Raw genomic sequence first — 25,432 nt, forward strand, 5'->3', positions numbered from 1 at the left:
CGAGCGTTCGGGTGGCTTCAACCGCGACCGTGACAACCGTTCGGGTGGCACGGGCGGCGGCTTCAACCGTGACCGTGACGACCGCGGCACCCGCTCCTACGGCGACCGTCCGGCCCGTTCCTTCTCGGACCGCCCGTCCTTCGGCGACCGTGACCGCAGCGCCGGCAGCAGCCGTCCGTTCGCCCGCCGCGACGACCACCGTGCCGGTGGCCGCCCGCAGGGCTTCAACCGGGACGACCGTTCGGGTGGCCGCTCCTTCGGTGGCGACCGCGACAACCGTTCGGGTGGCTTCAACGGTGGCGACCGCAAGCCCCGTTGGAAGAGCTGACCGCTGACGGCGCACCGACGCCGTAGCGACTGAAGGCCTGGGGCCGAACCACTCCGGTGGTTCGGCCCCAGGCCTTTCTGCATCGCGGGCCCTTGATGTTCTCGCAATGAGAACAACTCGGTGGCGGCGCCGGATCCCCTCGCGTACGGTCACCGGTATGAGCAGCAGAATGCATCAGGTGGCCGTCGAGAACGAGGAGATCGCCGCCCGGGGTGCCTACCGCACGCCCGCCGGACACCCGGCCGAGATCGGCGAGTGGCTGGCGCGGGCCTGCGCCGGGACGGTCTCCTACGGCCCGGACGAGCTGCCGCCCGGCGGCGGGCGCGGCCCCCTCGCCGGCCCGGTGGAGGTCACCTCCGAAGGCAGCATGCAGGCGGCCCGGCGGCTCACCGAGGCGGGCGGCCGCCACGTCGCGGTGCTCAACTTCGCCTCCGCCCGCAACCCCGGCGGCGGCTACCTGCGCGGCGCCAAGGCGCAGGAGGAGGACCTCTGCCGCTCCGCCCTGCTCTACCGCTGCCTGCTGGAGGCGCCCGACTACTACGAGGCGCACCGCGCCTCCACCGATCTTCGCTACAGCCACCGGGTGATCTGGTCGCCGCAGGTGCCGGTGGTCCGGGACGCGAGCGGGCAGCTGCTCGCGCAGCCGTACCAGGTGTCCTTCCTGACCTCGCCGGCGCCCAACGCCGGTCAGCTGGCGCTGCGTTCGCCGCAGCAGCCGGTGGACGTCCGCGGCGTGCTGGCCGAGCGGGCCGCCCGGGTGCTGGCGGTCGCGGCCCGGCACGGCGTCCGCGAGCTGGTGCTCGGGGCGTGGGGCTGCGGCGTCTTCCGCAACGATCCGGCGGACGTGGCGGAGGCCTTCGAGACCGCGCTGGCCGAGCACGGGGCGCCCTTCGACCGGGTGGTGTTCGCGGTCTGGGACCGGACCCCGGTGTCCGCGAACCGGGCCGCGTTCGAGCAGCGCTTCGCGGCCGGCCGGGCGCTCTGAGCGCGGCGCCGGGCGGCCTGTTGGCTCGGGGTCAGTCCCCGGTGGTGACGGCCGACGCGGCGGCGACCACACCGGTCACCGCGAACACGGCCGGCCAGGCGCCGATCCGCTTCGCCAGCGGGTGCGAGCCGCCGAACGCCGCCAGGTACAGGCCGGTCAGCGCGGCCGCCGTCGGCGTGCCGGCCGCCCGCTGCCAGCGCACCGCCGCCGTGGCGCCGGCCGCCGCCAGCACCGCGCCGCCGAGCTCGCGCCGGCCGGTCCAGCGGGCCGCGCCGTAGCCGCCGACCAGGCCGGCCGCGGCCACCGCCGCGGTGGGGATCCTCGCCATCGTGCACTCCTCCTCGGGTCCCGGGTACTCGTCCGACCGTAACCCACGGCGCGGCGGCCCCCGGAGGCTCCCGGGCGTGCGGAAAAGCCGTCACCCGCGGGGCCCGGCTGCGCCATACTCGCCGCTGTGATCGCCGACACCGAGCAGCAGGCCGAGGCCGACCTCCGGGTGAGCCCGCTGGAGCTGTTCTTCGACCTCGTCTTCGTCTTCACCGTCACCCAGCTCACGGCCAGCCTCGCCGAGCACCTCACGGCCGGCGGCCTGGCGCGGGTCCTGGTGATGCTGGCGGTGATCTGGTGGATGTACGACGCGTTCATCTGGCTCGCCAACGCGATGCCGCCGACCACCCACCCGCGGCGCGGGCTGCTGCTGGTCGCGATGGCGGGCTTCCTGGTCGTCGCGCTGAGCGTCCCGCACGCCTTCGAGGGCAGCGGGACGGCGTTCGGACTGGCGTACCTGCTGGTCATCGCGGTGCACACGGGCATGTTCGCGGGCGCCGGGGTCCCGGCCCGGTCGGTGGCGCGGATGGGGGCGCTCAACCTGCTCAACGCCGCGCTGGTCGTCACCGGCGGCTACCTCGAAGGGACGACCCAACTGCTGCTGTGGGCGGCCTCGGTGGGGCTGCAGTTCGTGACCCCGTACCTGGTGGACCTGCCGCAGTTCCAGCTGCGGTCCGCGCACTTCGTCGAGCGGCACGGGCTGGTGGTGATCGTCGCGTTCGGCGAGTCGGTGATCGCCATCGGGGTGGGGGCCGGGCACGCGGCTCTGTCGGTGCCGGTGGTGGGGGCGGCGCTGCTCGCGCTCGCGGTGTGCGTCGGGCTCTGGTGGGCGTACTTCGGCCGCGACGACGACGAACGGGCGGGCCACTACCTGGCCGGCCTCCCGGGCGCCCGCCGCAACCAACTGGCCATCCGGGTCTACAACATCGGCCACTACCTGCTGCTGCTCGGCATCCTGCTGCTGGCCACCGGCGCCAAGTCCGCCGTCGCCGACCCCGGCTCCCCGCTCGACCCCGCCCCGGCCACCGCCCTCGCCGCCGGAACCTGCCTCTTCCTGCTCGCCGATACCGCGATCCGCCGCACCCTCACCCTGACCCCCAACACCCCCCGCCTGCTCGCCGCCGCCCTCCTCCCCACCACCATCCCCCTGGGCACCCACCACTCGGCCCTCACCCAGACCGCGGCAACGGCCGCCCTCCTCGCAGCCACCTTCACCTACGAGGAACGCCGCGCCCCGCGCTAGCCGCCGGCGGCAGCGCTGTCCGGAGCGTCCGTGCTCCGGTAGCCGTCCTCGTGCCGCCAGATGACCGTGACCTCGGCACTGGCGCAGAGGTGGAGCAGATCAGGGCGCGGTTGCTGGGGCACCAGCAGGGCCATCGACGGTGTGGGGTCGATGAACCGGCGGTAGTCCAACAGCTGGCCGATGGCCATCCGGACGGCCTCGCGGGTGATGGTGGCCTTGGCCTCGACCAGTTGGCTGTCGGTGCTGTTGAAGAGGTCGGTGTAGTGGGAGTGGCGCTCGCCGGGCGGAGTGATCTTCTTCCGGGTCACCCGCTTGCCGGCTTGTTCGAGGAACGCGCGGTAGTGCTGGACGAGCGGTGCCTCCCGGCGGACCACCTCCTGCTCGCGCTCGGGGTGGAGCACCGTGGTCCGCTCGGTGAGGTGGGCCTCGACCGTCACGTCCTCGACCCGCGGTTCGTGGGACGGGGTGTGGTCGATGAGCGGGAAGGTGGCCCTGAACTCGCCGATCGGGGCCAGCCGGAAGAAGATGACGCTCCGCAGCGGGCCGGCATTGGCGCTGGGGGATTCGGCCAAGTAGTACGGCTCGTCCTCAGCCAACCTGAATTCGCCGAAGTACTCGCGCGGCTCCCCCTTGTTGCCGAGGAACAGGTGCAGCGTCCTGCGCTGGGCCTGGTGGTTCAGGATCGCCGCGTTCCGGAGGTTGGTCAGCGACTGGTCGCCGGTGGTTCCCTCGCCGCAGTAGTGGTAGTGCCCGTCCGTCCCCCAGCCGTCCGGGTAGCCGTGCTCCGCCGCCGCAGCTGGCTTGCTGAACAGCATGATCACGGATCCGTCGGACCCGTAGGAGATGCCGGTCTGACGGTTGCCTCCGTAGGCGTCGTGGAGATCTCTGCGCCAGTAGGACGTGCCGATGACCAGGGGGAGTTCGGGCATGGAGGCTCCAAAACGGGCTACGGGCCAGGGTTTTCCGGATCATCGCACGAAAACCTGTCCGTGTCCGGAGCTTTCGTCCCCGCCCCTGGCGTGCCGCGTCAGGCGGTGAGCAGGTGGCGGACGGTGGTGAGGTCGGATTCGGTGGCGCCGTGGGTGAGGAGGTAGGCGGTGATCGAACCGTGGAGTTCGCGGATGCGGTCGAGGGCGGTGTGCAGGCGGTCGGCCTCGGCGGGGTGGGAGACGTGCTGCTCGCCGAACTCGTCGGTGTACGGGACGGGGCCGCGGTCGAGGCCGAGGCCGGGGTTGGAGCGGAGGTAGTCGGCGGTGATGTCGGCGTCCGGCAGGCCGGCCAGGTGCTGGATCACGGCGATGGTGAGGCCGGTGCGGTCCTTGCCGACGGCGCAGTGGACCAGGATCGGCCCGCCGCCCGAGGCGAGCCGGCGGACGGTGGCCGCGACCGCGCCGCCGCCGACCTCGGCCATCAGCCGGTAGGTGGCGAACTGGTCGCTGGGCCACGGGTGTTCGCGGTCGAAGCGCTCCGGCAGCAGCGGCTGGTGCAGGTACGTGTGGTCCAGGCCGTGGTGCTGGTCGGGGGCGGCGGCGAGTTCGGCGTGGGTGCGCAGGTCGATGACGGTGCGGATGCCCAGCGGCTTGAGCCGGCGGGCGCCTTCGGGGGTGAGGGCGGCGAGGGTGGCGGAGCGGTAGAGCAGGCCGGGGCGGAGCACGCCGCAGGCGGCGTCGCGGAAGTTCCGTACGTCGGGGATGTCCAGGAAGGCGGCGGCGTCGAACTCACGGGCGGTCATGGCGGTCACGGTAGCGCGGGCGGCGGGCGCCCCACAGGGCCCGCCGCAGGTCGTTGCCCAGCTGTGCCCGGCCCGGCCCGCCCTGCCCCGGCCCGCCCTGCCCCGGCCCGGCCCCCCGCGTCAGCGCCCGCCCGCGAGGTCGAGGAAGGTCCCGGTCGCGTACGAGGCCGCCGGTGACAGCAGGAAGAGGATGCCCTCGGCGATCTCCTCGGGCCGCCCGCCCCGTCCCATCGGCAGCTGCGGCCCCACCCGGTCGACCCGTCCCGGCTCGCCGCCCAGGGCGTGGATCCCGGTGTGGATCAGACCCGGCCGCACCGCGTTGACCCGGATCCCCTCGCCGGCGACCTCCAGGGCCAGGCCCCGCGTCATGCTGTCCAGCGCCCCCTTGGACGCGGCGTAGTCGACGTACTCGTTGGGCGAGCCGAGCCGGGAGGCGGCGGAGGAGACGTTGACGATCGCCCCGCCCCGGCCGCCGTGCCGGGTGGACATCCGGCGGACGGCCGCGCCCGCGCACAGGAACGGCCCGGTGATGTTGGCGGCCCAGATCCGGGCCAGCCGGTCCTCGTCCAGTTCCTCCAGCCGGGCCTGCCGCTCCAGCGTGCCGGCGTTGTTCACCAGGGCGGTGAGCGTGCCCAGGCGCTCGTCCACGGTGCGGAACAGCCGCTCCACCTCGGCGCCGCGGCTGACGTCGGCGCGGACCGCGATCGCCGTGCCGCCCCCGTCCCGGATGTCCGCGACCACCGCGGCCGCGGCGGCCTCGTCACTGCGGTAGTTGACGCACACCCGGTAGCCGCGCCGCGCCGCGAGCCGGGCGGTGGCGGCGCCGATGCCCCGGCCGCCGCCGGTGATCAGGACGGTCTCGGCCATGGTCGTCCCCCTCCACGGGCCCGGCCCGCCGGCCGGCCCGCATGCCGGAATCCTCGGCGGACGGCCCGCGGCCGGGCCGATGATGCCGCCATGAGCACCGTACCGATCCTCCTGCGGCCCGCCTCACCGGACCTGGCCGACTACCTGGCGGCCGACGACGTGATCGACCACCACCACCCGCAGGTCCGCGCCCTGGCGCTGCGCCTGCGCGGTGACAGCGTGGAGAGCGGCGCCCGGGCCGCGTTCGAGTACGTCCGGGACGAGGTGGCGCACTCCGCCGACGCCGGCCGGTGGAGCGGCGCCCACCGGGCCTCCGACGTGCTGGCGGCGGGCGACGCGATCTGCCACGGCAAGGCCCACCTGCTGGCCGCCGTGCTGCGGGCGCAGGGCGTCCCGACCGGGCTGTGCTACCAGCGGCTGGAGGTGCTGCACGGGCTGGTGGCCGTGCACTGGCCCGGCGGGGGGTGGGTGCGGCTGGACCCGCGCGGCAACCGGCCCGGGGTGGACGCCCGGTTCGCCACCGATCCGGCGCGGGAGCGGCTGGCCTGGCCGGTCGACCCGGCCAAGGGCGAGTACGACCACACCACGGTCCACCCGGCGACCCCGCCCGTCCTGCTCGCGGCGCTCGCCACCGCCCGCCCGGGCCGCACCGGCTACGGTCACCTGCCGCTCGACCTGTGAACCACGGGGCCGGCGGCCCGCACCGCTCCCCGGCAGCCGTGCCTCACCGCTCCCCGGTGGCCGCCCGCATCGCGGCGATCTTCGGCGCTCGGCTCTTCGGCGAGTCCAGGCTGAAGCCGCGGGCATCGCCCAGCTCGTCCCGGACGAACGCCTCGGTACGCCCGAGCGCCTCCCGCAGCGCGGCGTCCGGCGGGACGAACAGCTGGTGCACGATCTCCCGCCGCTCGGTGTCGTACTCCCAGAAGCCGACGATCCGGCCGCGGTCGACCACCACGTGGGTCTGCGGATCGGCCTCGCCGCCGAACACCCGGCTGCCCCTGGCCGCGGGGACCGGCCGCCCGGCGTCGCCGGGATCGATCAGCCGGGGCAGGTCGCGGTGCAGCAGGTGGATCCCGTCGATGCCCGCCAGCAGCGCGTACCGGGGCTCGGCCGGAGCGGTGAACTCCTCGAACTCACCGGCCAGTTCGACCGGCAGCAGCAGATCGGTGCCGGGCAGCCCGGTCAGCTCCAGCGGGGCGAGCGCGGCCTTGGCGGTGGCCGCGGTGAACCCGGAGAACCAGCGGAAGTGCCGGACGGAGGCCGGCGCGGCCCAGGAGAAGTAGCGCTGCGCCAGCTCGGCGGCCGAACCCTTGACCGGCTGGTCCCAGCCGACGTAGCCGTAACGCTGCTGGTCCAGGCGGCCGTTGACCGGCACCCGGCGGATCTGCCCGCGGGCCTGGAGCAGGCCCAGGGCGAGCGGCAGCGTGGTGGAGGTGCCGCGCTTCCGGCCGGCCTCGCCGAGGCCGCGCACGGCGCCGCCGACCGCCTCCCGGATCGCCGGCGGGTCCAGCGGCCGGTCCGGGGCGAGCGCGTCGGTGATGGCCAGGCAGAGCTTCTCCACCTCGTCCCGGGTGACGCCGAGGTGCTTGGTCGCCGAGGCGATGTCGGCCTCGGGCACGCCCGCGCCGGCCGCCAGCCCGAGCGCGAAGTCGGCGGCGGGCAGCACGTAGGTGCAGCCGCGGGCGGAGGGCAGCTCGTGCACCTCCTGGGCGGCCACGGCCGCGTCCACCGCGCCGCGACCGAGCCCGGCCCGGGCGAACAGGCCGAGGTACGGGGCGGCGCCGCCCACCGACCGCGCCCAGCCGGTCGCGGCCAGCACCTCGCCGGCGGACGCGCCCTCGTGCCCGCCGTCCAGCCACTGCCGGTGCGCCCACCAGGCCCGGAGCTTGGCCGCCAGGGCCGGGTCGGCTGCCGGGCCGGTGGCGCCCGGGGTCCCACTGTTTGCCATGCGCCCAGTATCGGCGGGCGGCCCGGCGAGGGCACGTACCCGCGGGTGGACAATTCGTTCGACCTCGTCCGGCGCGGCGGGCAGACTACCCGGTGTCCGCGGCCTGTCGCGGACGGTCCGCGACCGCCGGGGAGGCGACCCGTGCACGTCCTGCTGCAAGGCATCGTCGGCTCCACCGCGTACGGGCTGGCGCACGCCGGCTCCGACCTCGACCGGCTCGGGCTGTTCGCCGCGCCCACCGGGGACCTGCACGGCCTGCACCGCCCCGCCGAGTCGCACGTCACCACCGCCCCCGACCGCACCCTGCACGAGGCCGCCAAGTGGTGCCGCCTCGCCCTCGGCGGCAACCCGACGGCCTCCGAACTGGTGTGGCTGCCCGAGGAGTTGTACGAGGTGCGGACCGCCCTCGGCGAGGAGCTGATCGGCCTGCGGCGCTCCTTCCTCAGCGAAGGGGCCGTGCGGCGCTCCTATCTCGGTTACGCCGGGCAGCAGTTCAGGAAACTCGCCAACCGGGACCGCACCGACACCGCGGGCCTGGCCCGGGCCGCCAAGCACGCCCGGCACCTGGTGCGGCTGGTGGAGCAGGGGCTCGCCCTGCACGAGACGGGCGAGGTGGTGATCCGGCTCGCCGATCCCGAGCGGGTGCGCGAGCTGGGCGAGCGGTTCGCGGCCGAGCCGGAGCAGGCCGCCGACCTGCTCGCCGAGGCGGAGCGCCGCTTCGACCGGCCCGGCTCGCTTCCCGCGGAGCCCGACGAGGCACCGGTCGAGGCCTGGTTGCGCCGGGTCCGCGCGGCCCACTACGCCCCCGCCGGGGTACCCACCCGAACCGGTTGACGCGGCCGGGGAATCCATTGGCCAACCCGGCGCGATCACCGGGTAGGATCGGCGCGCGGTGCCGCACCCCCGGGTGCGCGCCCACCGACGGGCCGCTAGCTCAATTGGCAGAGCTGCGGACTTTTAATCCGTAGGTTCAGGGTTCGAGCCCCTGGCGGCCCACCGATAGCCAATCGGCCCCCATCCGGCAGGAAGCCTGCTGGTGGGGGTCGATTCGTCTCTGGCGGGCAGCCCGGATGACCTCCTGCTTACTCCTTGCTCGCTTGAATAATCTGGATCATGGTCGCCGGGCAATCCGCCCGGGCCCGAGAGGGCAGGATCGGCTGTCCGACGGATCTCCCCCCGCGAGCAGTCGGCCCCGGACACCGCTGGTGCTCGCGGATCGCAACCGAGTGGCTGTTCAGCACGGCTGCGAAGACCCCCCGGCCGAAGCCGCCACAGGCGCTGCAGTACCCGGAGTCCTCCGCTTGTGACTCAGACACGGCCGATCCGCCGATTCTCCCAGGCGAGGGTGAACGAGTCCCACGACAGGCGCCTGCCGAGGAGGTCGAGCGCTGGCCGGCCGTCCGGCTCCAGCACGTACCAGCGCAGGCTGGCCGGGTCCCACCGAACCCCGAACGCGACAACCGTCGCGGATTTCCTGGGCATCGCTCGGTTCATCGGCCCAGCTCCAGGTGAGTGGTGCAGACGACCGTGTCACGGACCAGATGGCCGACACGCTCCAGAGCTCCGGGATGCAGCGGCACCTGGGTGCTGCCGCAGACGGAACACTGTGGCGCGATGTCCGACAGCGGGATCAGATGGGGTGCGGCGGCGGGTTCGTGCTCGATCATCTCCATGCAGTCAGGTTCGGCTTACTGACGGTCAGGATCGATACCCAGGCGGTAATCTCACGGTGAGATGCTTTCGTGGGAGGGGCCGCGCAGGTGAGCACCGCACTGATGCCGATTGTCCTGCCGGACCTCACGTGGCAGAACGGCGAGGTCCGCCGATACCTCAAGGCACGGGACATGGGCGCGCTCCTGCGGGCTGTCCAGCACCACAGCGGAGCCAGCCAGGCCAGAATCGGCGTCGCCGTCGGCATGACCCAGGGCCGCGTGAACGAGCTGATCAACGGCCGCCGCGAGGTGTCCCGCCTCGACGTCTTCGAGCGGATCGCCGAGGGCCTCGACATGCCGGACGACGCTCGGCGCCTGCTCGGCCTTGCACCTCGCCGTGAGAACAGGACCGGCGGCGCGGCCTTCGACCTCGCGGCGTTCCCTGAGATCGTCCGCGTGTACTCCGACCAGGCCGGCGCTGCCGCCGAGATCCAGCGCGGCACCCGCTCCGCCCATCAGATCGACGTCCTCGCCGTCCGCGGGCTCGGCCTCCTCGCACTGTCCGACTCCCTGCTGCGCCCGCACCTCGACCGCGACGGGGACGTGGCGCCCCGCCTGCGTGTCCTGATGCTCGACCCCGACTCACCGGCCCTGGCTCGCCGGGCCGCCGAGATCGGCGAGTCCACCGAGTCCCTGGCCGGTGGTGTGCGGCTCGCCGAGGCTTGCCTGCGGGAGCTCGCGGAGGTCGGCGAGGTCGAGGTGTACCGGTACCGCACGCTGCCCGTATGGCGGGTCATCAGGCTCGATACGACGCTGTACGTCAGCGTGTTCGACGCGGGATGGGAAGGGCACCAGTCGGCCACGTACAAGATTCTGGCGACCCCGATCGGCCCCTTGTACCGGGCGCACCGCAGGCAGTTTGATGCCATGGTCGAGGACGGTCAGCGCGTCATCTGAGGAGGAGAACATGGCGATCGAGGCCGAGCTCAAGGCGGTCGTGCGGGATCCCGAGGCGGTGATGTCCGGCTTGGAGGAGCGGCACGGGCCGGGGCGGCCGGAGGTGTACCGCGACACCTACTACGACACCCCGGACGGGGCGCTCGACAACGGGGACCGGGAGCTGCGAATCCGCACAGTGCACTCGGCTGACGACACCCGCACGGTCCTCACCTACAAGGGTGCGCGGGTCGACGAGGCATCCGGGTCGAAGCCCGAAGCCGAGACCAAGGTCGAGGACGCCGACGCGGCGCACGACATCGTCCGCGGGCTCGGCTACATGCCTGTCATCGCCTTCGAGAAGCGGTGCCGCAACTACGCCTTCCAGTACGACGGCCGCGAGATGCTGGCCACCCTGGTCCGGGTGCCGGAGATCGACGGGACCTTCCTTGAGGTGGAGACGATCGCGAAGTCGGGCGACGACCTCGGGCCGGCCCTCGCCACCGTCCGGGCCGTCCTCGCTGGCCTCGGCATCGGCGAGGACGACCTCACCACGGAGCTGTACACGGACGCGGTCGCCGCAGCCCGCTGAGCCCGGGCACGGCGAAGCTCCCCGCTCTCCCAGAGGAGAGCGGGGAGTCTCGTTTCGGTGACTTTGGGTGCACGCCGTGCGGATGACATTGGCATCCCGGTACCGTGCGACCAGCGGAGGCGGTGTCCGAGGCGAGGATGGCGATGTGCCAATCTGGGGACAAGACAGTAGAGCACGGCAACTGCCAGGGGCTTGCGAAGGGAGGTGTTGACCATGAGTTTCCCTGTTGAGCTAACTGCCGCGCTCAGCGGCGCATCCGTCTCCCAGCTCTACAACTGGCGCCGGACGGACCTTCTCCGCCCAGAGCTGCAGGACAATCCGGTGCTCTACTCATTTCGCGACGTCGTCGCGCTGCGCCTCTTCGTAAAGCTGCGCAGCGAGGTGCCGCTTCAGCGAATCCGCAAGGCAATGACCCAGCTCCGAGAATGGGATCTCACGGAGCACCCCTCCACCTATACGCTCCTGACTGACAAGGATTCGATCTTCCTTGACGAGGGTAACGACCGTGCCGTTGACCTCGTTCGTAGGCCCGGTCAGCGTATGTTGCTGACTCTTGAAGACGCCTTCGCGCCCTTTACTAATCTTCAGGGCCGCGATGTGGTCGACTTCCGCCGGCCACGGCCGCAGCTGGAGGTCAGAGAGCTTCGCCTTGGCGGCTGGCCAACAGTGGCAGAGACTCGAGTCGCCTACGACACCGTGGCCAAGCTCATCGCTGGCGGTGTCGCGGCTGAGGATGTGGCGCGTTTCTACCCAGGAGTGACTGCGAAGGCGGCTCTCGACGCGGCCGACTTCCATCAGGAAGTGGTGCAGATCAGGGGGCGCGCTGCGTGAGGTTTTTCCTCGACGAAAATGAGAGTCCCGCAGTCCTCCAACCGCTCCGTGCGGTCTACTTCCAGCACGACTTTCGCTCAGCCGACGAGGAGTCCCTACGGGGCACTTTGGATGTAGAGCTCATCCATGAGGTAGCCCGACGCGGCTTCCATGCCATCCTCACTCAGGATCGAAACCAGCTCTCCAATCGTGACGAACGGCAGGCCTACATAGACACCGGCATACATTGGATCGGTCACGCCGAGCCCGACGCCGGTGGCCTGTTGCTGATCGCCACTACGGCCGCCGCCTACCTGGCAGCTATGCCGCACATCATCGATGAGATTGAGCGAGCCAGCGACGCCCACTCGTTTCACGTGAGGAACGTTCCTTTGCTTGCCGGGCAGCGAATGAAGGTCAACCGCCTCAAGACATGACGAACCTCCCCTGCCCGGCTCGAAGGCCGAACGGGGGGCGTCACTTGCCAGGGACTGAGGTCGAGACCAGGTGGAGGCTCGGGCGGTGGGCCGGGGTGTGCGGGCCGAGCTCTCGGGCTCAGTGGCACATGGCGAGGTAGGCGTCGAGCAGCAGCCGGTACGTGGCTTTCTCGACCTGGATAAGCGCGAGTTGACCGTCGCCGAGGAGATCGTGCGGGACGGCTGGGAGCCGTACGAGTCGGAGCCGATGATCGACGGCAGCGCCGCGACGATCGCCCTGTACTCGGCCACGGTGCAGGTGATGCGCGAGTACCGGGCGCGGCAGCTCGCCGCGCGGGACCGGCAGTTGGCCGCGGGCCGAGTTCCTGGCGTCCAGCGGGCCCCGTCGAGAAGGCGCCGTTGTGGGCGGACAGGGGCAAGGTGTTCGTGCAGCAGGATGGCACGTGGCTGCACCCGATGATCCGGCCCGCCGCCGATCAACCCGCGGGATCTGCGACACCCCAGGCCGCCACGGTGATCCACACGGGCGGCGGCGACCTCCATGTCATCAAGGAGACGCTGCGGCACTCCATGATCAAGCTGGCCGTGGACACATACTCCTCGCTGCTGCCCGAGGTGGACTGTGAGGTGGCGGAGCGTGCGGCGAGGATGATTCCCCGGTCTCGGCGCAGGCCGGACGAGGACAGGATCATCGACGGTGCGAGGGGCTTGGGACAGGTGGGAGCGATGTCCGAAATCCGCTGATGATCAAGGATTCTGCTCGCTCGAACGCTGCATAGCAAGGCATCACGAATACGCTCCGTAGGAAGCGGGCCATCAGGCCACCAGGGCTCTGGCTAGTGCCGGAAGGCATCAGGTGGCACAGAGCGTCACGGGATGGCCCAAGTGATCGCGGACTTTTAATCCGTAGGTTCAGGGTTCGAACCCCTGGCGGCCCACCGACGACGGGACCGGCCCCCGCCGTGCGAGTGCATCGCACGGCGGGGGCCGGTCCTGGTTGTGGCCCGCGGCGGCGCCCGCAGCCGTGCCGCGCCACCGGCGCACGTCAACCCGCCCCGGACGCCCGACCGTTGCCGGCCGGCTCGGGCGGGTGGTCGGGACCTCGCCCGGCGCCGTACGGCGGCTGCCACCGGCCCGGCCCCGTTCGGGTGGCGGGATCGGCCCCCGGCGGCGAGGGTGGGCGGCGGGGGACCACCACCTGGGAGGCGCTATGCCCGAAGTCACCGCCCCGTACCAGCCCGGCACCCCGTGCTGGGTCGACCTGATGGCCAAGGACCAGCAGGCGGCGCTCGACTTCTACCGTGACCTGTTCGGCTGGCAGGGCGAGGTCGGACCGGCCGAGTTCGGCGGCTACGCGATCTGCACGCTGAACGGCAAGCCGGTGGCCGGCATCGGTCCGGCGATGGCCCCCGAGGGCATGCCGGAGCCGCCGGTCGCCTGGACCACCTACCTGGCCTCGAACGACGCGGACGCCACCCTGGCGGCCGTCACCGCCGCCGGCGGCACCCCGCTGGTCCCGGTGATGGACGTCGGCACGGTCGGCCGGATGCTGGTGGTGGCGGACCCGACGGGCGCCGTGTTCGGCGTCTGGCAGCCGGTCGACTTCGCCGGCGCCCAGGTGGTGAACGAGCCCGGCGCCCTGGTCTGGAACGAGCTGAACACCGCCGACCCGGAGGCCGCCAAGGCCTTCTACCCGGCCGCCTTCGGCGTGCAGCTGCCGCTGATGGAGGGGGCCACCCACTACTGGGCGCTGGAGGTGGACGGCAAGGCCGTCGGCGGCGTCCAGAAGCTCGGCGGCAGCCTGCCGCCCGGCACCCCCTCGCACTGGCTGACCTACTTCGCCGTCGACGACACCGACAGCACGGTGGACGCGCTGATCCGGGCCGGCGGCACGGTGATGATGCCGCCCACCGACTCCCCCTGGGGCCGCAACGCGATCGTCCAGGACCCGCAGGGCGCGGTCTTCGCGGTTATCCGGGTCCCGGCCGGGTAGTCGGGCCGGGGATCGGGGCCGCCCGTTCGCGACGCGCCAGCCGCGACGCCAATGGGCGGCCGCTCCGTGCGTGCGAGCGAGGATGACAGACATGCTGGGACTCCCCGACCACATCCGGGCCTACCTCTTCGACCTGGACGGCGTGCTGACCAGGACCGCCGAGGTCCACGCGGCCGCCTGGAAGGACATGTTCGACACCTTCCTGCGGGCCGAGGCCGACCGCTCCGGCACCGCCTTCGTGCCGTTCGACCCGGTGGTCGACTACGACCGCTACGTCGACGGCCGGCCGCGCCTGGACGGCACCCGGGGCTTCCTGGAGTCCCGGGGGATCCGGCTGCCCGAGGGCACCGAGCAGGACCGGCCGGGCGAGCGCAGCATCCAGGGCCTGAGCCGGGCCAAGAACGACACCGTGCTGCGCATGATCAAGGAGCAGGGCGTGCGGGCCTACCCCGGCTCGGTCGACTACCTGCACCGACTGCGGGACGCCGGCCTGCCCCGCGCGGTGGTCTCCTCCAGCGCCAACTGCCGGGACGTGCTGCGCGCGGCCGGGATCGAGGACCTGTTCGAGGTGGTGGTGGACGGCGTGGTCGCCACCGAGCGGCACCTGGCCGGCAAACCGGCCCCGGACACCTACCTGGCCGCCGCCCGGGAGCTGGGCGTGCCGCCCGAGCACGCCGCCGTGTTCGAGGACGCGCTCGCCGGGGTCGCCTCCGGCCGGGCCGGCGGGTTCGGCGCCGTGGTCGGCCTGGACCGAACCGGCCAGGCCGGGGAGCTGCGCGAGCACGGCGCCTCGCTGGTGGTGGCCGACCTGGCCGAGCTGATCGAGGAGGATCCCGCGTGAGTGGGACGGACACCTTCACCGTCGACCCCTGGGGCGTCGCCGAACACGGCCTCGACCTGGACGCCCAGGCCCGCGCCGAATCGGTGTTCGCGCTCTCCAACGGGCACATCGGCCTGCGCGGCAACCTCGACGAGGGCGAACCGCACGGCCTGCCGGGGACGTACCTGAACGGCGTGTTCGAGCTGCGCCCGCTGCCGTACGCGGAGAGCGGCTACGGCTACCCGGAGTCCGGCCAGAGCGTCATCAACGTCACCAACGGCAAGGTCATCCGGCTGCTGGTGGACGACGAGCCGTTCGACCTGCGCTACGGCGAACTCCGCGGCCACCAGCGGAGCCTGGACTTCCGGGACGGGCTGCTGCGGCGCCAGGCGGAGTGGACCTCGCCGGCCGGGCGGACGGTCAAGGTGACCTCGGTGCGGCTGGTCTCGCTGACCCAGCGGGCGGTCGCCGCGGTCGACTACACGATCGAGGCGGTGGACGGCCCGGTCCGGATCGTGGTCCAGTCCGAGCTGGTTGCCAACGAGCAACTCCCGGGCGGGGAACGGGATCCGCGCGCCGCCGCGGTGCTGGAGCAGCCGCTCACCGCGGAGCTCCACCACGCCGCCGCCACCAAAGCCGTCCTGGTGCACCGGACCAGGTACAGCGGCCTGCGGGTGGCGGCCGGCATCGACCACACCATCGAGGGCCCCGACCAGGTGGACACCACCGCCGAGTCCACCGACGACCAGGGCCGGATCAGCGTCACCACCGTGCTGGAGTCCGGCGAGCGGCTGCGGCTGGTGAAGTTCATCGCGTACGGCTGGTCGGCGACCCGCTCGCTGCCCGCCGTCCGGGACCAGGTGGAGGCCGCGCTGACGGCGGCCCGGCACACCGGCTGGGACGGGCTGGTGGCCGAGCAGCGCCGCTACCTGGAGCGGTTCTGGGCCAGCAACGACATCGAGATCGAGGGCGACGTCGAGCTCCAGCAGGCGGCCAGGTTCGCCCTGTTCCACGTCCTGCAGGCGGGCGCCCGCAGCGAGGAACGGGCCATCCCCGCCAAGGGGTTGACCGGGCCCGGGTACGACGGGCACAGCTTCTGGGACACCGAGATGTTCGTCCTGCCGGTGCTCACCTACTGCCTGCCGGGGGCGGTCGGCCAGGCGCTGCGCTGGCGGCACACCACGCTGCCGATGGCCCGCGAGCGGGCGGCCCAACTGGGCCTGGCGGGCGCGGTCTTCCCGTGGCGGACCATCCGCGGCGAGGAGTGCTCCGGCTACTGGCCGGCCGGCACCGCGGCCTTCCACATCGGCGCCGACATCGCGGCCGCCGTGGTCCGCTACGTCCGGGCCACCGGGGACGTCGAGTTCGAGCGCACGCACGGGCTGGAACTGCTGGTGGAGACCGCACGGATGTGGCGCTCGCTCGGCCACCACGACGCGGTGGGCCGGTTCCGGCTCGAAGGGGTCACCGGCCCGGACGAGTACAGCGCGGTGGCCGACAACAACGTCTTCACCAACCTGATGGCGCAGTCCAACCTGCGGCACGCCGCCGAGGCGGCCAACCGGCACCCGCAGGAGGCCGCCGAACTGGGCGTGGACACCGAGGAGGCCGCGGCCTGGCGGGACGCCGCCGCCGCCATGTTCATCCCGTACGACGAGAAGCTCGGCGTGCACCCGCAGGCCGACGGCTTCACCGACCACCAGGTCTGGGACTTCGAGGGCACCCCGCGGGAGAAGTACCCGCTGCTGCTGCACTACCCGTACTTCGACCTGTACCGCAAGCAGGTGGTCAAGCAGGCCGACCTGGTGCTGGCCATGCAGGTCCGCGGCGACGCCTTCACGCACGAGCAGAAGGTCCGCAACTTCGCCTACTACGAGCGGCTGACCGTCCGGGACTCCTCGCTCTCCGCCTGCACCCAGGCGGTGATCGCCGCCGAGGTGGGCCAGCTCGACCTGGCCTACGACTACACCGCCGAAGCCGCCCTGATGGACCTGCGCGACCTCGGCGGCAACACCCGGGACGGCCTGCACATGGCCTCGCTGGCGGGCGCCTGCATCGCCCTGGTGGCGGGCTTCGGCGGCCTGCGCGACCACTCCGAGCACCTGTCGTTCCGGCCCCGGCTGCCCGCCGGGCTGCAACGCCTCGCGTTCTCGCTGCGGATCAGGGAGAGCCTGCTGCGGGTGGACATCACCCACGCCACCACCGTCTACACCGTGCGCGAGGGCGGCCCGCTGACCCTGCTGCACGACGGCGAGCCGGTCCGCCTCGGCCCCAAGGGCGAGGCCACCCGGCGCACCGCCGTGATCGAGGCCCCCGAACGCTGCTCCCAGCCGCCCGGCCGGGAGCCGGCCCGGCGCGCCGCGCACGCCGGCGTCCAGGGCGTCGTGCACGGCGGCGGGGTGGAACACCTGCCCGCCGAGTGACCGCGCACCCGTAGCTCCCCAACTCCCTGACCCGCGAGCCCTTTACCGTCGCCAACCGGCGGTAAAGGGCTCGTCCAATTTTCTGACGGACCGTTGTTCGACGTGAGCATGTCCGTCTAGCGTCGGCGTCAGTTCCCCTGTCCTGCCCGGTGGGAAGCGGCGGCCCCGAACCGTCCCGCTGCCTCTCGCCCGCCCCGCCGTGCCCCCGCACCACCGTGCGGGCGCCCGGCCGGCTCCGCACGGCCCCCGGTCGACCCAGCCACAGGAGGCACTCCGTTGCGTACCCCCACGTCCCGCGCCCGCCGGTCCGTCCTGGCCGCCACCGGCACCGCGGCGCTCGCGCTGTCCGCGTTCGCCGCGGCCGCGCCCGCCGGCGCGGCGTCCACCCCCACCACCTACTCCCAGGGCGGCACGTCCTGGGTCCGCTCCTGCGCCACGCTGGCCAAGGGCGACACCATGGCCTGCCACGCGCTCAAGGTCACCAGCACCGCGGAGCCGGTGCGGGCGCTCGGCGTCTCCGCGGGCCTGCTGCCGTCCGGCCTCGGCCCGAGCGACCTGCTCGGCGCGTACAAGCTACCCGCGAACGGCGGCGCCGGCATGACGATCGCGATCGTCGACGCCTACGACGACCCGTCCGCCGAGGCGGACATGGGTGTCTACCGCGCCCAGTACGGCCTGCCGGCCTGCACCACCGCGAACGGCTGCTTCAAGAAGGTGGACCAGAACGGCGGCACCAGCTACCCGGCCAAGAACACCGGGTGGGCCGGTGAGATCTCGCTCGACGTCGACATGGTGTCGGCGATCGCCCCCAAGGCGAAGATCGTCCTGGTGGAGGCCAAGAGCGCCTCCATGGCCAACCTCGGCACCAGCGTCAACACGGCCGTCTCGCTGGGCGCCAGGTTCGTCTCCAACAGCTACGGCGGCGGCGAGTCCTCCGCCGACACCTCGTACGACACCTCCTACTTCAACCACCCGGGCGTGGCCATCACGGTCTCCTCCGGCGACTCCGCCTACGGCGCTGAGTACCCCGCCGCCTCGCGCTACGTCACCGCGGTCGGCGGCACCGCCCTCAAGCGGGACTCCAGCAGCCGCGGCTGGAGCGAGTCGGTCTGGCTCACCAACTCCACCGAGGGCACCGGGTCCGGCTGCTCGGCCTACGACGCCAAGCCCAGCTGGCAGAAGGACACCGGCTGCAAGAAGCGGACCATAGCCGACGTGTCCGCGGTCGCCGACCCGGCCACCGGCGTCGCGGTCTACCAGACCTACGGCGGCAGCGGCTGGGCGGTCTACGGCGGCACCAGTGCCTCGTCGCCGATCATCGCGAGCGTGTACGCGCTCGGCGGCGCCCCGTCCGCGGGCAGCAGCCCGGCCTCCTTCCCGTACGCGCACACCGGCTCGCTGTTCGACGTGACCACCGGCTCGAACGGCAGCTGCTCGCCGGCCTACCTGTGCAAGGCGGCCGCGGGCTACGACGGCCCGACCGGCCTCGGCACCCCGAACGGGACGGCGGCCTTCCACGGCTGATGTCCGCAGGCTGGGCCCGCCCGCCGGGTGCGAGCTGCGGGCGGGCCCTTCGCCGTCCGGCGCGGCCTGATGTGAGGCTTTTGTCCGGTTCGCCGTGCTAGGCATGGTCCTGCAAGGGATCCGGCCGCCGGGCCGCGACGAGCCGAGCCGAGACGAGGTGCCCCGTGGGCAGTGTGGCCGAGCAGATGGTGGAGGTGCTCCGGCAGGCCGGCGTGGAACGGGTCTACGGGGTGGTGGGCGACAGCCTCAACCCGGTGGTGGACGCGATCCGGCGGGCCGAGGGGATCTCCTGGGTGCACGTGCGCAACGAGGAGGCCGGAGCCTTCGCCGCCTCGGCCGAAGCCGCGCTGACCGGCCGGCTCGCGGTCTGCGCCGGCTCCTGCGGGCCCGGCAACACCCACCTGATCCAGGGCCTCTACGACGCCCAGCGCAGCGGGGTGCCGGTGCTGGCGCTCGCCTCCCACATCCCGTCCGGGCAGATCGGCACCGGCTTCTTCCAGGAGACCCACCCGGAGCGGGTGTTCACCGACTGCAGCACCTTCTGCGAGCTGGTCTCCACCCCGGCGCAGCTGCCCCGGCTGCTGCGGGTCGCGGTCCAGCACGCGCTCGGCGCCCCCGGGGTCGCGGTGCTGGTCTTCCCCGGCGACATCGCGGCGCTGCCCGCCGCCGGGCCCACCGGCCGCAGCACCTTCCTCGACGAGCAGGCCGTCGCCGCCCCGCCGTGGTCCCAGGTCCGGGCGCTCGCCGAGGCGCTCAACCGGGCGTCCACCGTGGCCGTGTTCGCCGGTGCGGGCACCCGGGGCGCGCACGAGGAGGTGATGCGGCTGGCCGCCACCGTGCAGGCCCCGGTGGGGCACTCGCTGCGCGGCAAGGAGTGGATCCAGTACGACAACCCGTACGACGTGGGGATGAGCGGCCTGCTCGGCTACGGGGCCTGCCACGAGGCGCTGCACGAGGCCGACCTGGTGCTGCTGCTGGGCACCGACTTCCCGTACGACTCCTTCCTGCCGCAGGCCAGGACGGTGCAGGTGGACCACGACGCGACCCGGCTCGGCCGGCGGACCCCGCTGGAGCTGGCGGTGCACGGGGACGTGGCGGCCACCCTGCGGGCGGTGCTGCCGCTGCTGGAGCAGAAGACCGACCGCTCCTTCCTGGACGCGATGCTGGAGCGGCACGTCAAGGCGCTGGAGAAGGTGGTCGGCGCGTACACCCGGGACATCGAGCACCACCGGCCGATCCACCCCGAGTACGTGGCCGCGGTGCTGGACGAACTGGCCGCCGACGACGCGGTGTTCACCGTGGACACCGGGATGAACAACGTCTGGGCCGCCCGCTACCTCACCCCGAACGGGCGCCGCCGGGTGATCGGCTCCTTCCTGCACGGCTCGATGGCGAACGCGCTGCCGCACGCGATCGGCGCCCAGCTCGCCTTCCCCGGACGGCAGGTGGTCTCGCTCTCCGGCGACGGCGGGATCGGCATGCTGCTCGGCGAGCTGCTGACGGTGGCCAAGCACCGGCTGCCGGTCAAGACGGTGGTCCTCAACAACGGCGCGCTCGGCATGATCAAGCTGGAGATGCTGGTCAGCGGCTACCCGGAGACCGAGACCGACAACGGGGACGTGGACTACGCGGCGATCGCCCGCGCCTGCGGCATCCCGGCCAAGCGGGTCACCGACCCGGCCGCCGTCGCGGACGCCCTGCGGGAGGCGCTGGAACGGCCCGGACCGGCGCTGCTGGACGTGGTGACCGACCCCAACGCGCTCTCCATCCCCCCGCACATCACCGCCGCCCAGCTCAAGGGGTTCGCGCTCGCGGCCGGACGGACCGTGCTGTCCGGCGGGGTCGGGCGGATGGTGGACCTGGCGCGCAGCAACCTGCGGAACATCCCCCGTCCGTAGGCCCCTGCCCCGGATCCCCGAGCTGCCGAGCCGCCGAACCCCCGACGGGAGGCGGTTTGCCTGAGAGGCAAGTTTCTTGCCTCTGGGGCACTGCCGGGTGTGCACTGGACGCATGACAGAAGACCCGGAGGTCGCGGGCCTCGGTGCCCGACTGCGCGAGCACCGGATGGCCGGCCGGCTCACCCTGGAGGCGGCCGCCGCCCGGGTGGGCCTGTCCCCAGCTTACGTGTCGCGGCTGGAGAGCGGACAGCGCCAGCCCTCGCTGCCGGTCCTGCTCGGACTGGCCCGTGCCTACGGGACCACCGTCGCCGGACTGCTCGGCGAGCAGCCCGGCGACCCGGAGCCGGTGATCCGCGGCGCCGCCATCGAGCCCGGCCGGGCCGGCGGCTGGGGCTACCGGCGGGCCGGCGCCCCGGGGCGGGCGATGCAGGCGCTGCACGTCCAGGTCCCGCCGAGCCTGCAGGACGCCGTGGTGCGGGTGCACCCCGGCGAGGAGTGGCTGTACGTCACCCGGGGCCGGCTGCGGCTGACCCTGGGCGAGAGCGTCCACCTGCTGGCGGAGGGCGACAGTGCCCACTTCGACTCGCTCACCCCGCACTGCATCGCGGCCGACTCCCCGGACGGCGTCGAGCTGCTCTTCCTGCACACCCTGCTCCAGGCGCCGGCCGGCGAACTGTGCCTCGGCGACCAGCCCCGGATCTGACTCCACCCGAATCCCTCGGAGAGGTAAGGCCATGTCCAAGCTCAGCAGCGAGCTCACCACCGACGCCGGCCGGCGCACCGACCGCCGGGTCTGGATCCGCGCCACCATCTACATGGCGGCCACGCACGCCTTCGCGGGCTTCGTGATCCTGCTCTTCGAGATCGGCAACCGCAACCGCTGATCGCGGCAACCGCAACCGCAACCGCTGACCGCGGCTCCCGGGGCGTCCTCGGCGGCCGGGCCGGGTCAGTCCTGGTCGGTGAGCAGCCGGAAGCCGGAGTGCCGCCCGTGGCCCTGGGCCACCGCCAGCCGGAACCAGATCCACAGCGCCCGGTCCACCAGTTCGTACTGGTCCGGGCCGAGGTAGACCGGCCGCAGGCCGACCGCCGAGATCAGCTCCTCGACGGCGGCCCGGTCCTGCTCGGCGGTCGAGAACAGGTGGTCCGAGACCGTCCCGCCGATCACCGGCGCGGCGAACACCTCGACGCCCTGGCTGCTGAATGCCCGGGCGTACCGGGCGCCGGGTGCCCGCTCGGCCACCTGGGCGGCGCTGTGCTGGACCGGCTCGGTCAGCCGGTTGGCCGCGTCGACGAACAACCGGCCGTCCAGCGCCGGGCCGTGCTCGGCGAGGAACTCGTCGACGGCGGTGCCCGGTTGGGCGAACACCACGGTGTCGGCGCCGGCCAGCGCCTCGGCCACCGTGACCACCTTGACCGGGGCGCCGGTGACGGCCGACGGATCCCGCGAGCCGAGCACGGTCTCCAGGTCCGCGGCGGCGAACGCGCGGGCCAGGGTGGAGCCGATCTTGCCGGTGCCGATGACGGCGACTGTCATGGTGGTCCCCTTCGTCCCGGGCCGGCCCACCCGGCCCGTGATCCGTTCCAAGGCCGGTGCCTCGGCGGGGATTCCCGTGCCGGACGAGCCTGTCAGGTCGGCGCCCGCCCGCCGCTCACCGTCCCGCCGCTCACCCGGCCCGCGCCGCCGCTCACAGCCCCACCAGCGTGCACAGCGCGTCCAGCGCCGCCGGGAACGCTCGGTCGGACGGCGTCCCGTACCCGACCACCAGGGCGGAGGGGGCGTCCGGTGCCGGGCCCGCGGCGGGTGAGCGGCACCAGGACTTGACGCTCAGCGACAGGCCCAACCACTGGGCCTGTCGCAGCAGTTCGGGCTCGCTCAGGGAGCCCGGCGGCAGCTCCAGGACGGCGTTCAGGCCCGCCGACAGGCCGGTCACCCGGACCTCGGGCGCCCGCTCGGCCAGCACCTCGATCAGGCGGTCCCGGCGGCGCCGGTACTGCAGCCGGCTGCGCCGGATGTGCCGGTCGTAGTCGCCCGAGGTGATCAACTCTGCCAGGGCGAGCTGCTCCAGGGCGCCCGACTGCCCGTCCGCCAGCCGCTTCTGCCGCATCACCGGCTCGACCAGGGCGGCGGGCAGCGCCAGCCAGCCGAGCCGCAGCCCCGGCGCCAGGCTCTTGGCCGCCGTCCCCGCGTACACCACCCGCTCCGGGTCGAGTGCCTGCATCGCGCCCAGCGGCTGGCGGTCGTAGCGGAACTCGCCGTCGTAGTCGTCCTCGATCAGCACCCCGCCGGTGGCCCGGGCCCAGGCCACCGCCGTCGCCCGCCGGGAGGCCCGCAGCGCGACCCCGGTCGGGAACTGGTGGGCCGGGGTGAGCACGGCCGCGCCCGCCGCCGAGCCGAGCAGCGCCTCCGTCCGGGCGCCGCCCTCGTCCAGCGGCAGCGGCACGGTGGCCAGGCCGACCGCGTCGACCACCGCGCGCTGCGGCGGCAGCCCGTACTCCTCGACCGCCAGGGTCCGCACGCCCTGCTCGTGCAGGGCCCGGCAGACCAGGCCGAGGCCCTGGGTGTACCCGGAGCAGACCAGCAGCCGTTCCGGGTCGGTGCGCACGCCGCGGACCCGGGCCAGGTAGTCCGACAGGGCCCGGCGCAGCTCGATCCGGCCGCGCGGGTCACCGAGCCCGAACGCCTCGTGCGGCGCGGTGGCCAGCGCCCGCCGGGTCGCGGCCAGCCAGGCGGAGCGCGGGAAGCGCGACAGGTCGGGGCTGCCCGGCATCAGGTTGTGCCGCACCGCCGGTTCGGGCCGGACGCCGGGCGGCGGCGCGGACGGCTGCGGGGCGCCGCGCTCGGCCACCACCGTGCCGGACCCCTGCCGCGAGGTCAGCCAGCCCTCCGCGCTGAGCTGGGTGTACGCCTCCGCCACGGTGTTGCGGGCGATCCCCAGGTCGGCCGCCAGCGCCCGGGAGGAGAGCAGCCGGGTGCCGGGGGCCAGCCGGCCGTCCCGGACGGCCGAGCGCAGCGCGTCCTCCAGGGCGGCCCGCAGGCCGAGCCCCCGGGACCGCCCGGCGGTCAGGTCGAGGTGCAGGTCGCCACCGAAAGTGGCCCAGGATTCCATGGGCCAAATGAACCACAGCACCGGGCCATCCGACACCTAGGGTGGAGCCATGACGACGAACCAGAACGCCACCGCCACCGCCGCCACCAGCGCCGATGCCCATGTCCCGGCCCCCGTCCAGCGCATCTCGCTGCCCGAGCAGGCCGCCGAGTTCTACCGCGCGATGATCAAGCTGGACCGGGCCGCCGCCCAGGGCGTCGACCCGATCGTCGCGGAGCTGGTGAAGACCCGGGCCTCGCAGATCAACGGCTGCGCGTTCTGCCTGGACATGCACACCACGGACGCCCGCAAGATCGGCGAGCAGGAGCACCGGCTGTACTCGCTCTCCGCGTGGCGCGAGGCCCCGTGGTTCACCGCCCGCGAGCGGGCCGCACTGGCCCTCACCGAGGCCGTCACCCTGGTCACCGAGGGGCACGTGCCGGACGCGGTCTACGACGAGGCCGCCAAGCAGTTCGACCAGCCGGAGCTGGCCCAGCTGATCGCGCTGATCATCGCCATCAACTCCTGGAACCGGATCGCCATCGCCACCCGGCTGAGCCCGGCCCCGCGCCAGGCCTGAGCCCGCGCCCGGCCCCGCGCCGGACCACCCCGTCCCACCCCGCCCGGCTGGGCCCCGGTACGACCCGGGGCCCCGCCGGACGTCCAGGTCCGATTCCCGCCGGACGGCGATCCCCGCGAGCGACAGGCTGTCACCCATGACCACGCAGCACCGCAAGGCCGAACTCCTGCACTCCCTGCACCGCCCCGGCACACCGCTGGTGCTGGCCAACGTCTGGGACGCCGCCGGCGCCCGCCTGGTGGCCGGCGCCGGCGCACCGGCGATCGCCACCGCCAGCGCCAGCGTCTCCTGGACCCTCGGGGTGCCCGACGGGCACCGGCTCGACCGGGCCCGCGCCCTGGCCCAGACCGCCCTGATCGCGGGCGCCGTCGACCTCCCGGTCACCGCCGACCTGGAGCACGGCTTCGCCGACACCGCGGACGGCGTCGCCGAGACCGTCACCGAACTGCTCGCCACCGGCGCCGTCGGCGTCAACCTGGAGGACAGCTGGTCCGGCCCCGGCCCGCTGCGGCCGGCGGACGACGCGGCCGAGCGGATCGCCGCCGCCCGCCGGGCCGCCGACACCGCCGGCGTGCGGCTCTTCCTCAACGCCCGCACCGACGTGTTCCTGCTCGGCGTCGGCGACCCGGAGGGCCGGCTCGACGCGGCGCTCGACCGGGCCCGGGCCTTCGTCGCGGCGGGCGCCGACGGCATCTTCGTGCCCGGCGTCACCGACCCGGAGACCGTCGCCACCCTCGCCCGGGAGCTGCCCGTCCCGCTGAACGTGATGGCCGGCCCCGGCGCGCCCACCGTCGCCGAGTTCGGCGCCCTCGGCGTCGCCCGGATCAGCCTCGGCCCCGGCCTCGCCAAGGTCGCGTACGCGGCGGTCCGGCGGGCCGCCCGCGAGGTGTACACGGACGGCGGCTACCAGGCCCTGGCGGACGGCCTCGGCTTCGACGAGATGAACGCCCTGTTCGAGGACTGAGCCGGGCCGGCCGGAGGCGTCGGTTCACCGACACCGCCGGTTCAGTTCACCGACACCGCAGGCCGGTCCAGCACCCGCCCGAGGGTCCCGCAGACGCCGGTGGTGCGCTCGGCGGCCGGCCCCACCACCGGGTACTGCGCGAGCTCCTGGTGGCACACCTCGCCCGCCGTCGCCCCCTGCGCGTAGTCGCGGACCTGCTCCGCCTGCGCGGGGGCGGCGGCCGCGGCGAGCGCGGCGAGGGACAGGGCGGCAAGGACCGGGATCTCTCTCATGCCCTCCCCAAC

The 25,432-nt window shown here is 73.5% G+C and carries 28 protein-coding genes, 2 tRNA genes and 1 pseudogene; 21 read left to right on the plus strand and 10 right to left on the minus strand.

Annotated features, from left to right (window positions below; translation table 11 throughout):
* Positions 1-328 (plus strand): annotated as a pseudogene (locus ABT014_RS07685) (DEAD/DEAH box helicase); the annotation flags it as partial.
* Between the two features lie 157 nt (positions 329-485).
* Positions 486-1,313: a TIGR02452 family protein gene (locus ABT014_RS07690; RefSeq protein WP_350637731.1), complete on the plus strand. Its 828-nt coding sequence runs from the start codon at positions 486-488 to the stop codon at positions 1,311-1,313.
* A 31-nt stretch (positions 1,314-1,344) separates the two neighbouring features.
* Here the strand turns inward: ABT014_RS07690 and ABT014_RS07695 are convergent, their stop codons facing one another.
* Positions 1,345-1,641, minus strand: coding sequence for a hypothetical protein (locus ABT014_RS07695; RefSeq protein WP_350637732.1), 297 nt, complete (start codon positions 1,639-1,641; stop codon positions 1,345-1,347).
* Positions 1,642-1,767: 126 nt separating this feature from the next.
* Here ABT014_RS07695 and ABT014_RS07700 point away from each other — a divergent pair, with 126 nt between their 5' ends.
* Entirely contained in the window at positions 1,768-2,883 is a 1,116-nt protein-coding gene (locus ABT014_RS07700; RefSeq protein WP_350637733.1) for a low temperature requirement protein A, read from the plus strand.
* Here the strand turns inward: ABT014_RS07700 and ABT014_RS07705 are convergent.
* From ABT014_RS07705 to ABT014_RS07715, 3 genes are all read right to left on the minus strand, one after another.
* Positions 2,880-3,812 (minus strand): SRA domain-containing endonuclease, encoded by a 933-nt coding sequence (locus tag ABT014_RS07705; RefSeq protein WP_350637734.1) that lies wholly within the window; start codon positions 3,810-3,812, stop codon positions 2,880-2,882. The genes ABT014_RS07700 and ABT014_RS07705 overlap by 4 nt on opposite strands.
* A 98-nt stretch (positions 3,813-3,910) precedes the next feature.
* Positions 3,911-4,615 carry a tyrosine-protein phosphatase gene (locus ABT014_RS07710; RefSeq protein ID WP_350637735.1) on the minus strand — a complete coding sequence of 235 codons (705 nt, stop codon included), beginning with the start codon at positions 4,613-4,615 and terminating at the stop codon, positions 3,911-3,913.
* Between the two features lie 120 nt (positions 4,616-4,735).
* Positions 4,736-5,482, minus strand: coding sequence for an SDR family oxidoreductase (locus tag ABT014_RS07715; RefSeq protein WP_350637736.1), 747 nt, complete (start codon positions 5,480-5,482; stop codon positions 4,736-4,738).
* A 90-nt stretch (positions 5,483-5,572) separates the two neighbouring features.
* Here ABT014_RS07715 and ABT014_RS07720 point away from each other — a divergent pair, with 90 nt between their 5' ends.
* A complete protein-coding gene (locus tag ABT014_RS07720; RefSeq protein ID WP_350637737.1) occupies positions 5,573-6,163 on the plus strand; it encodes a transglutaminase-like domain-containing protein in 591 nt (196 codons plus the stop codon).
* Between the two features lie 43 nt (positions 6,164-6,206).
* On the opposite strand, the gene ABT014_RS07725 is transcribed toward ABT014_RS07720, so the two are convergent.
* A complete protein-coding gene (locus ABT014_RS07725) occupies positions 6,207-7,430 on the minus strand; it encodes a DNA glycosylase AlkZ-like family protein (protein ID WP_350637738.1) in 1,224 nt (407 codons plus the stop codon).
* Positions 7,431-7,571: 141 nt separating this feature from the next.
* Here ABT014_RS07725 and ABT014_RS07730 point away from each other — a divergent pair, with 141 nt between their 5' ends.
* Positions 7,572-8,264, plus strand: a complete 693-nt coding sequence (locus tag ABT014_RS07730) for a nucleotidyltransferase domain-containing protein (protein WP_350637739.1) — start codon at positions 7,572-7,574, stop codon at positions 8,262-8,264.
* A gap of 89 nt (positions 8,265-8,353) precedes the next feature.
* A tRNA-Lys gene (locus ABT014_RS07735) sits at positions 8,354-8,426 on the plus strand.
* Between the two features lie 312 nt (positions 8,427-8,738).
* Here the strand turns inward: ABT014_RS07735 and ABT014_RS07740 are convergent.
* Both ABT014_RS07740 and ABT014_RS07745 read right to left on the minus strand, forming a co-directional pair.
* Complete coding sequence (locus ABT014_RS07740; protein WP_350637740.1) at positions 8,739-8,924, minus strand: hypothetical protein; 186 nt, start codon at positions 8,922-8,924, stop codon at positions 8,739-8,741.
* Positions 8,921-9,103: a hypothetical protein gene (locus ABT014_RS07745; protein ID WP_350637741.1), complete on the minus strand. Its 183-nt coding sequence runs from the start codon at positions 9,101-9,103 to the stop codon at positions 8,921-8,923. Before ABT014_RS07745 ends, ABT014_RS07740 begins: the two co-directional genes overlap by 4 nt.
* 87 nt (positions 9,104-9,190) lie before the next feature.
* Here ABT014_RS07745 and ABT014_RS07750 point away from each other — a divergent pair, with 87 nt between their 5' ends.
* The 13 genes from ABT014_RS07750 to ABT014_RS07810 all read left to right on the plus strand — a co-directional run bounded on the left by ABT014_RS07750 (position 9,191) and on the right by ABT014_RS07810 (position 21,399).
* On the plus strand, positions 9,191-10,039 hold the full coding sequence (locus tag ABT014_RS07750; protein WP_350637742.1) for a helix-turn-helix domain-containing protein: 849 nt from the start codon (positions 9,191-9,193) through the stop codon (positions 10,037-10,039).
* Positions 10,040-10,049: 10 nt separating this feature from the next.
* On the plus strand, positions 10,050-10,610 hold the full coding sequence (cyaB, locus tag ABT014_RS07755; RefSeq protein ID WP_350637743.1) for a class IV adenylate cyclase: 561 nt from the start codon (positions 10,050-10,052) through the stop codon (positions 10,608-10,610).
* Positions 10,611-10,823: 213 nt separating this feature from the next.
* Entirely contained in the window at positions 10,824-11,441 is a 618-nt protein-coding gene (locus ABT014_RS07760; protein ID WP_350637744.1) for a DUF433 domain-containing protein, read from the plus strand.
* The gene (locus ABT014_RS07765; RefSeq protein ID WP_350637745.1) at positions 11,438-11,857 is read left to right on the plus strand and encodes a PIN-like domain-containing protein; all 420 of its coding nucleotides are present in this window, start codon (positions 11,438-11,440) and stop codon (positions 11,855-11,857) included. Before ABT014_RS07760 ends, ABT014_RS07765 begins: the two co-directional genes overlap by 4 nt.
* Before the next feature lie 420 nt (positions 11,858-12,277).
* Positions 12,278-12,601, plus strand: coding sequence for a hypothetical protein (locus ABT014_RS07770; protein ID WP_350637746.1), 324 nt, complete (start codon positions 12,278-12,280; stop codon positions 12,599-12,601).
* Between the two features lie 129 nt (positions 12,602-12,730).
* Positions 12,731-12,795: transfer RNA gene (locus ABT014_RS07775), tRNA-Ser, on the plus strand.
* Positions 12,796-13,067: 272 nt separating this feature from the next.
* The gene (locus ABT014_RS07780) at positions 13,068-13,850 is read left to right on the plus strand and encodes a VOC family protein (RefSeq protein ID WP_350637747.1); all 783 of its coding nucleotides are present in this window, start codon (positions 13,068-13,070) and stop codon (positions 13,848-13,850) included.
* 91 nt (positions 13,851-13,941) lie between these two features.
* A complete protein-coding gene (locus tag ABT014_RS07785; RefSeq protein ID WP_350637748.1) occupies positions 13,942-14,691 on the plus strand; it encodes an HAD family hydrolase in 750 nt (249 codons plus the stop codon).
* Entirely contained in the window at positions 14,688-17,093 is a 2,406-nt protein-coding gene (locus ABT014_RS07790; RefSeq protein ID WP_350637749.1) for a glycoside hydrolase family 65 protein, read from the plus strand. Before ABT014_RS07785 ends, ABT014_RS07790 begins: the two co-directional genes overlap by 4 nt.
* Positions 17,094-17,369: 276 nt before the next feature.
* The gene (locus tag ABT014_RS07795) at positions 17,370-18,617 is read left to right on the plus strand and encodes a S53 family peptidase (protein WP_350637750.1); all 1,248 of its coding nucleotides are present in this window, start codon (positions 17,370-17,372) and stop codon (positions 18,615-18,617) included.
* 164 nt (positions 18,618-18,781) lie between these two features.
* Positions 18,782-20,515: a pyruvate dehydrogenase gene (locus ABT014_RS07800; protein ID WP_350637751.1), complete on the plus strand. Its 1,734-nt coding sequence runs from the start codon at positions 18,782-18,784 to the stop codon at positions 20,513-20,515.
* A gap of 112 nt (positions 20,516-20,627) precedes the next feature.
* Positions 20,628-21,218: a helix-turn-helix domain-containing protein gene (locus ABT014_RS07805; RefSeq protein WP_350637752.1), complete on the plus strand. Its 591-nt coding sequence runs from the start codon at positions 20,628-20,630 to the stop codon at positions 21,216-21,218.
* A 31-nt stretch (positions 21,219-21,249) separates the two neighbouring features.
* Positions 21,250-21,399: a DUF6126 family protein gene (locus tag ABT014_RS07810; RefSeq protein WP_350637753.1), complete on the plus strand. Its 150-nt coding sequence runs from the start codon at positions 21,250-21,252 to the stop codon at positions 21,397-21,399.
* 65 nt (positions 21,400-21,464) lie between these two features.
* On the opposite strand, the gene ABT014_RS07815 is transcribed toward ABT014_RS07810, so the two are convergent.
* Both ABT014_RS07815 and pdxR read right to left on the minus strand, forming a co-directional pair.
* Positions 21,465-22,082 carry an NADPH-dependent F420 reductase gene (locus tag ABT014_RS07815; RefSeq protein WP_350637806.1) on the minus strand — a complete coding sequence of 206 codons (618 nt, stop codon included), beginning with the start codon at positions 22,080-22,082 and terminating at the stop codon, positions 21,465-21,467.
* Between the two features lie 121 nt (positions 22,083-22,203).
* Positions 22,204-23,625: a MocR-like pyridoxine biosynthesis transcription factor PdxR gene (gene pdxR, locus ABT014_RS07820; protein ID WP_350637754.1), complete on the minus strand. Its 1,422-nt coding sequence runs from the start codon at positions 23,623-23,625 to the stop codon at positions 22,204-22,206.
* A gap of 49 nt (positions 23,626-23,674) precedes the next feature.
* On the opposite strand from pdxR, the gene ABT014_RS07825 reads away from it, so the two are divergent.
* Together ABT014_RS07825 and ABT014_RS07830 are read left to right on the plus strand one after the other, a co-directional pair.
* The gene (locus tag ABT014_RS07825; RefSeq protein ID WP_350637755.1) at positions 23,675-24,184 is read left to right on the plus strand and encodes a carboxymuconolactone decarboxylase family protein; all 510 of its coding nucleotides are present in this window, start codon (positions 23,675-23,677) and stop codon (positions 24,182-24,184) included.
* Positions 24,185-24,320: 136 nt separating this feature from the next.
* Positions 24,321-25,148: an isocitrate lyase/PEP mutase family protein gene (locus ABT014_RS07830; RefSeq protein ID WP_350637756.1), complete on the plus strand. Its 828-nt coding sequence runs from the start codon at positions 24,321-24,323 to the stop codon at positions 25,146-25,148.
* 41 nt (positions 25,149-25,189) lie between these two features.
* On the opposite strand, the gene ABT014_RS07835 is transcribed toward ABT014_RS07830, so the two are convergent.
* Complete coding sequence (locus ABT014_RS07835) at positions 25,190-25,420, minus strand: hypothetical protein (RefSeq protein WP_350637757.1); 231 nt, start codon at positions 25,418-25,420, stop codon at positions 25,190-25,192.
* Positions 25,421-25,432: the final 12 nt, after the last annotated feature.

It is taken from the genome of Kitasatospora sp. NPDC094015, from assembly GCF_040304075.1.
Taxonomy (GTDB): Bacteria; Actinomycetota; Actinomycetes; order Streptomycetales; family Streptomycetaceae; genus Kitasatospora.

Coding starts and splice junctions, on each gene's coding strand:
- ABT014_RS07690 (WP_350637731.1), top strand. CDS start 486: ATGAGCAGCAGAATGCATCAGGTGGCCGTCGAGAACGAGGAGATCGCC.
- ABT014_RS07695 (WP_350637732.1), bottom strand. CDS start 1,641: ATGGCGAGGATCCCCACCGCGGCGGTGGCCGCGGCCGGCCTGGTCGGC.
- ABT014_RS07705 (WP_350637734.1), bottom strand. CDS start 3,812: ATGCCCGAACTCCCCCTGGTCATCGGCACGTCCTACTGGCGCAGAGAT.
- ABT014_RS07710 (WP_350637735.1), bottom strand. CDS start 4,615: ATGACCGCCCGTGAGTTCGACGCCGCCGCCTTCCTGGACATCCCCGAC.
- ABT014_RS07715 (WP_350637736.1), bottom strand. CDS start 5,482: ATGGCCGAGACCGTCCTGATCACCGGCGGCGGCCGGGGCATCGGCGCC.
- ABT014_RS07720 (WP_350637737.1), top strand. CDS start 5,573: ATGAGCACCGTACCGATCCTCCTGCGGCCCGCCTCACCGGACCTGGCC.
- ABT014_RS07725 (WP_350637738.1), bottom strand. CDS start 7,430: ATGGCAAACAGTGGGACCCCGGGCGCCACCGGCCCGGCAGCCGACCCG.
- ABT014_RS07740 (WP_350637740.1), bottom strand. CDS start 8,924: ATGAACCGAGCGATGCCCAGGAAATCCGCGACGGTTGTCGCGTTCGGG.
- ABT014_RS07745 (WP_350637741.1), bottom strand. CDS start 9,103: ATGGAGATGATCGAGCACGAACCCGCCGCCGCACCCCATCTGATCCCG.
- cyaB (WP_350637743.1), top strand. CDS start 10,050: ATGGCGATCGAGGCCGAGCTCAAGGCGGTCGTGCGGGATCCCGAGGCG.
- ABT014_RS07760 (WP_350637744.1), top strand. CDS start 10,824: ATGAGTTTCCCTGTTGAGCTAACTGCCGCGCTCAGCGGCGCATCCGTC.
- ABT014_RS07780 (WP_350637747.1), top strand. CDS start 13,068: ATGCCCGAAGTCACCGCCCCGTACCAGCCCGGCACCCCGTGCTGGGTC.
- ABT014_RS07785 (WP_350637748.1), top strand. CDS start 13,942: ATGCTGGGACTCCCCGACCACATCCGGGCCTACCTCTTCGACCTGGAC.
- ABT014_RS07805 (WP_350637752.1), top strand. CDS start 20,628: ATGACAGAAGACCCGGAGGTCGCGGGCCTCGGTGCCCGACTGCGCGAG.
- ABT014_RS07810 (WP_350637753.1), top strand. CDS start 21,250: ATGTCCAAGCTCAGCAGCGAGCTCACCACCGACGCCGGCCGGCGCACC.
- pdxR (WP_350637754.1), bottom strand. CDS start 23,625: ATGGAATCCTGGGCCACTTTCGGTGGCGACCTGCACCTCGACCTGACC.
- ABT014_RS07825 (WP_350637755.1), top strand. CDS start 23,675: ATGACGACGAACCAGAACGCCACCGCCACCGCCGCCACCAGCGCCGAT.
- ABT014_RS07830 (WP_350637756.1), top strand. CDS start 24,321: ATGACCACGCAGCACCGCAAGGCCGAACTCCTGCACTCCCTGCACCGC.
- ABT014_RS07835 (WP_350637757.1), bottom strand. CDS start 25,420: ATGAGAGAGATCCCGGTCCTTGCCGCCCTGTCCCTCGCCGCGCTCGCC.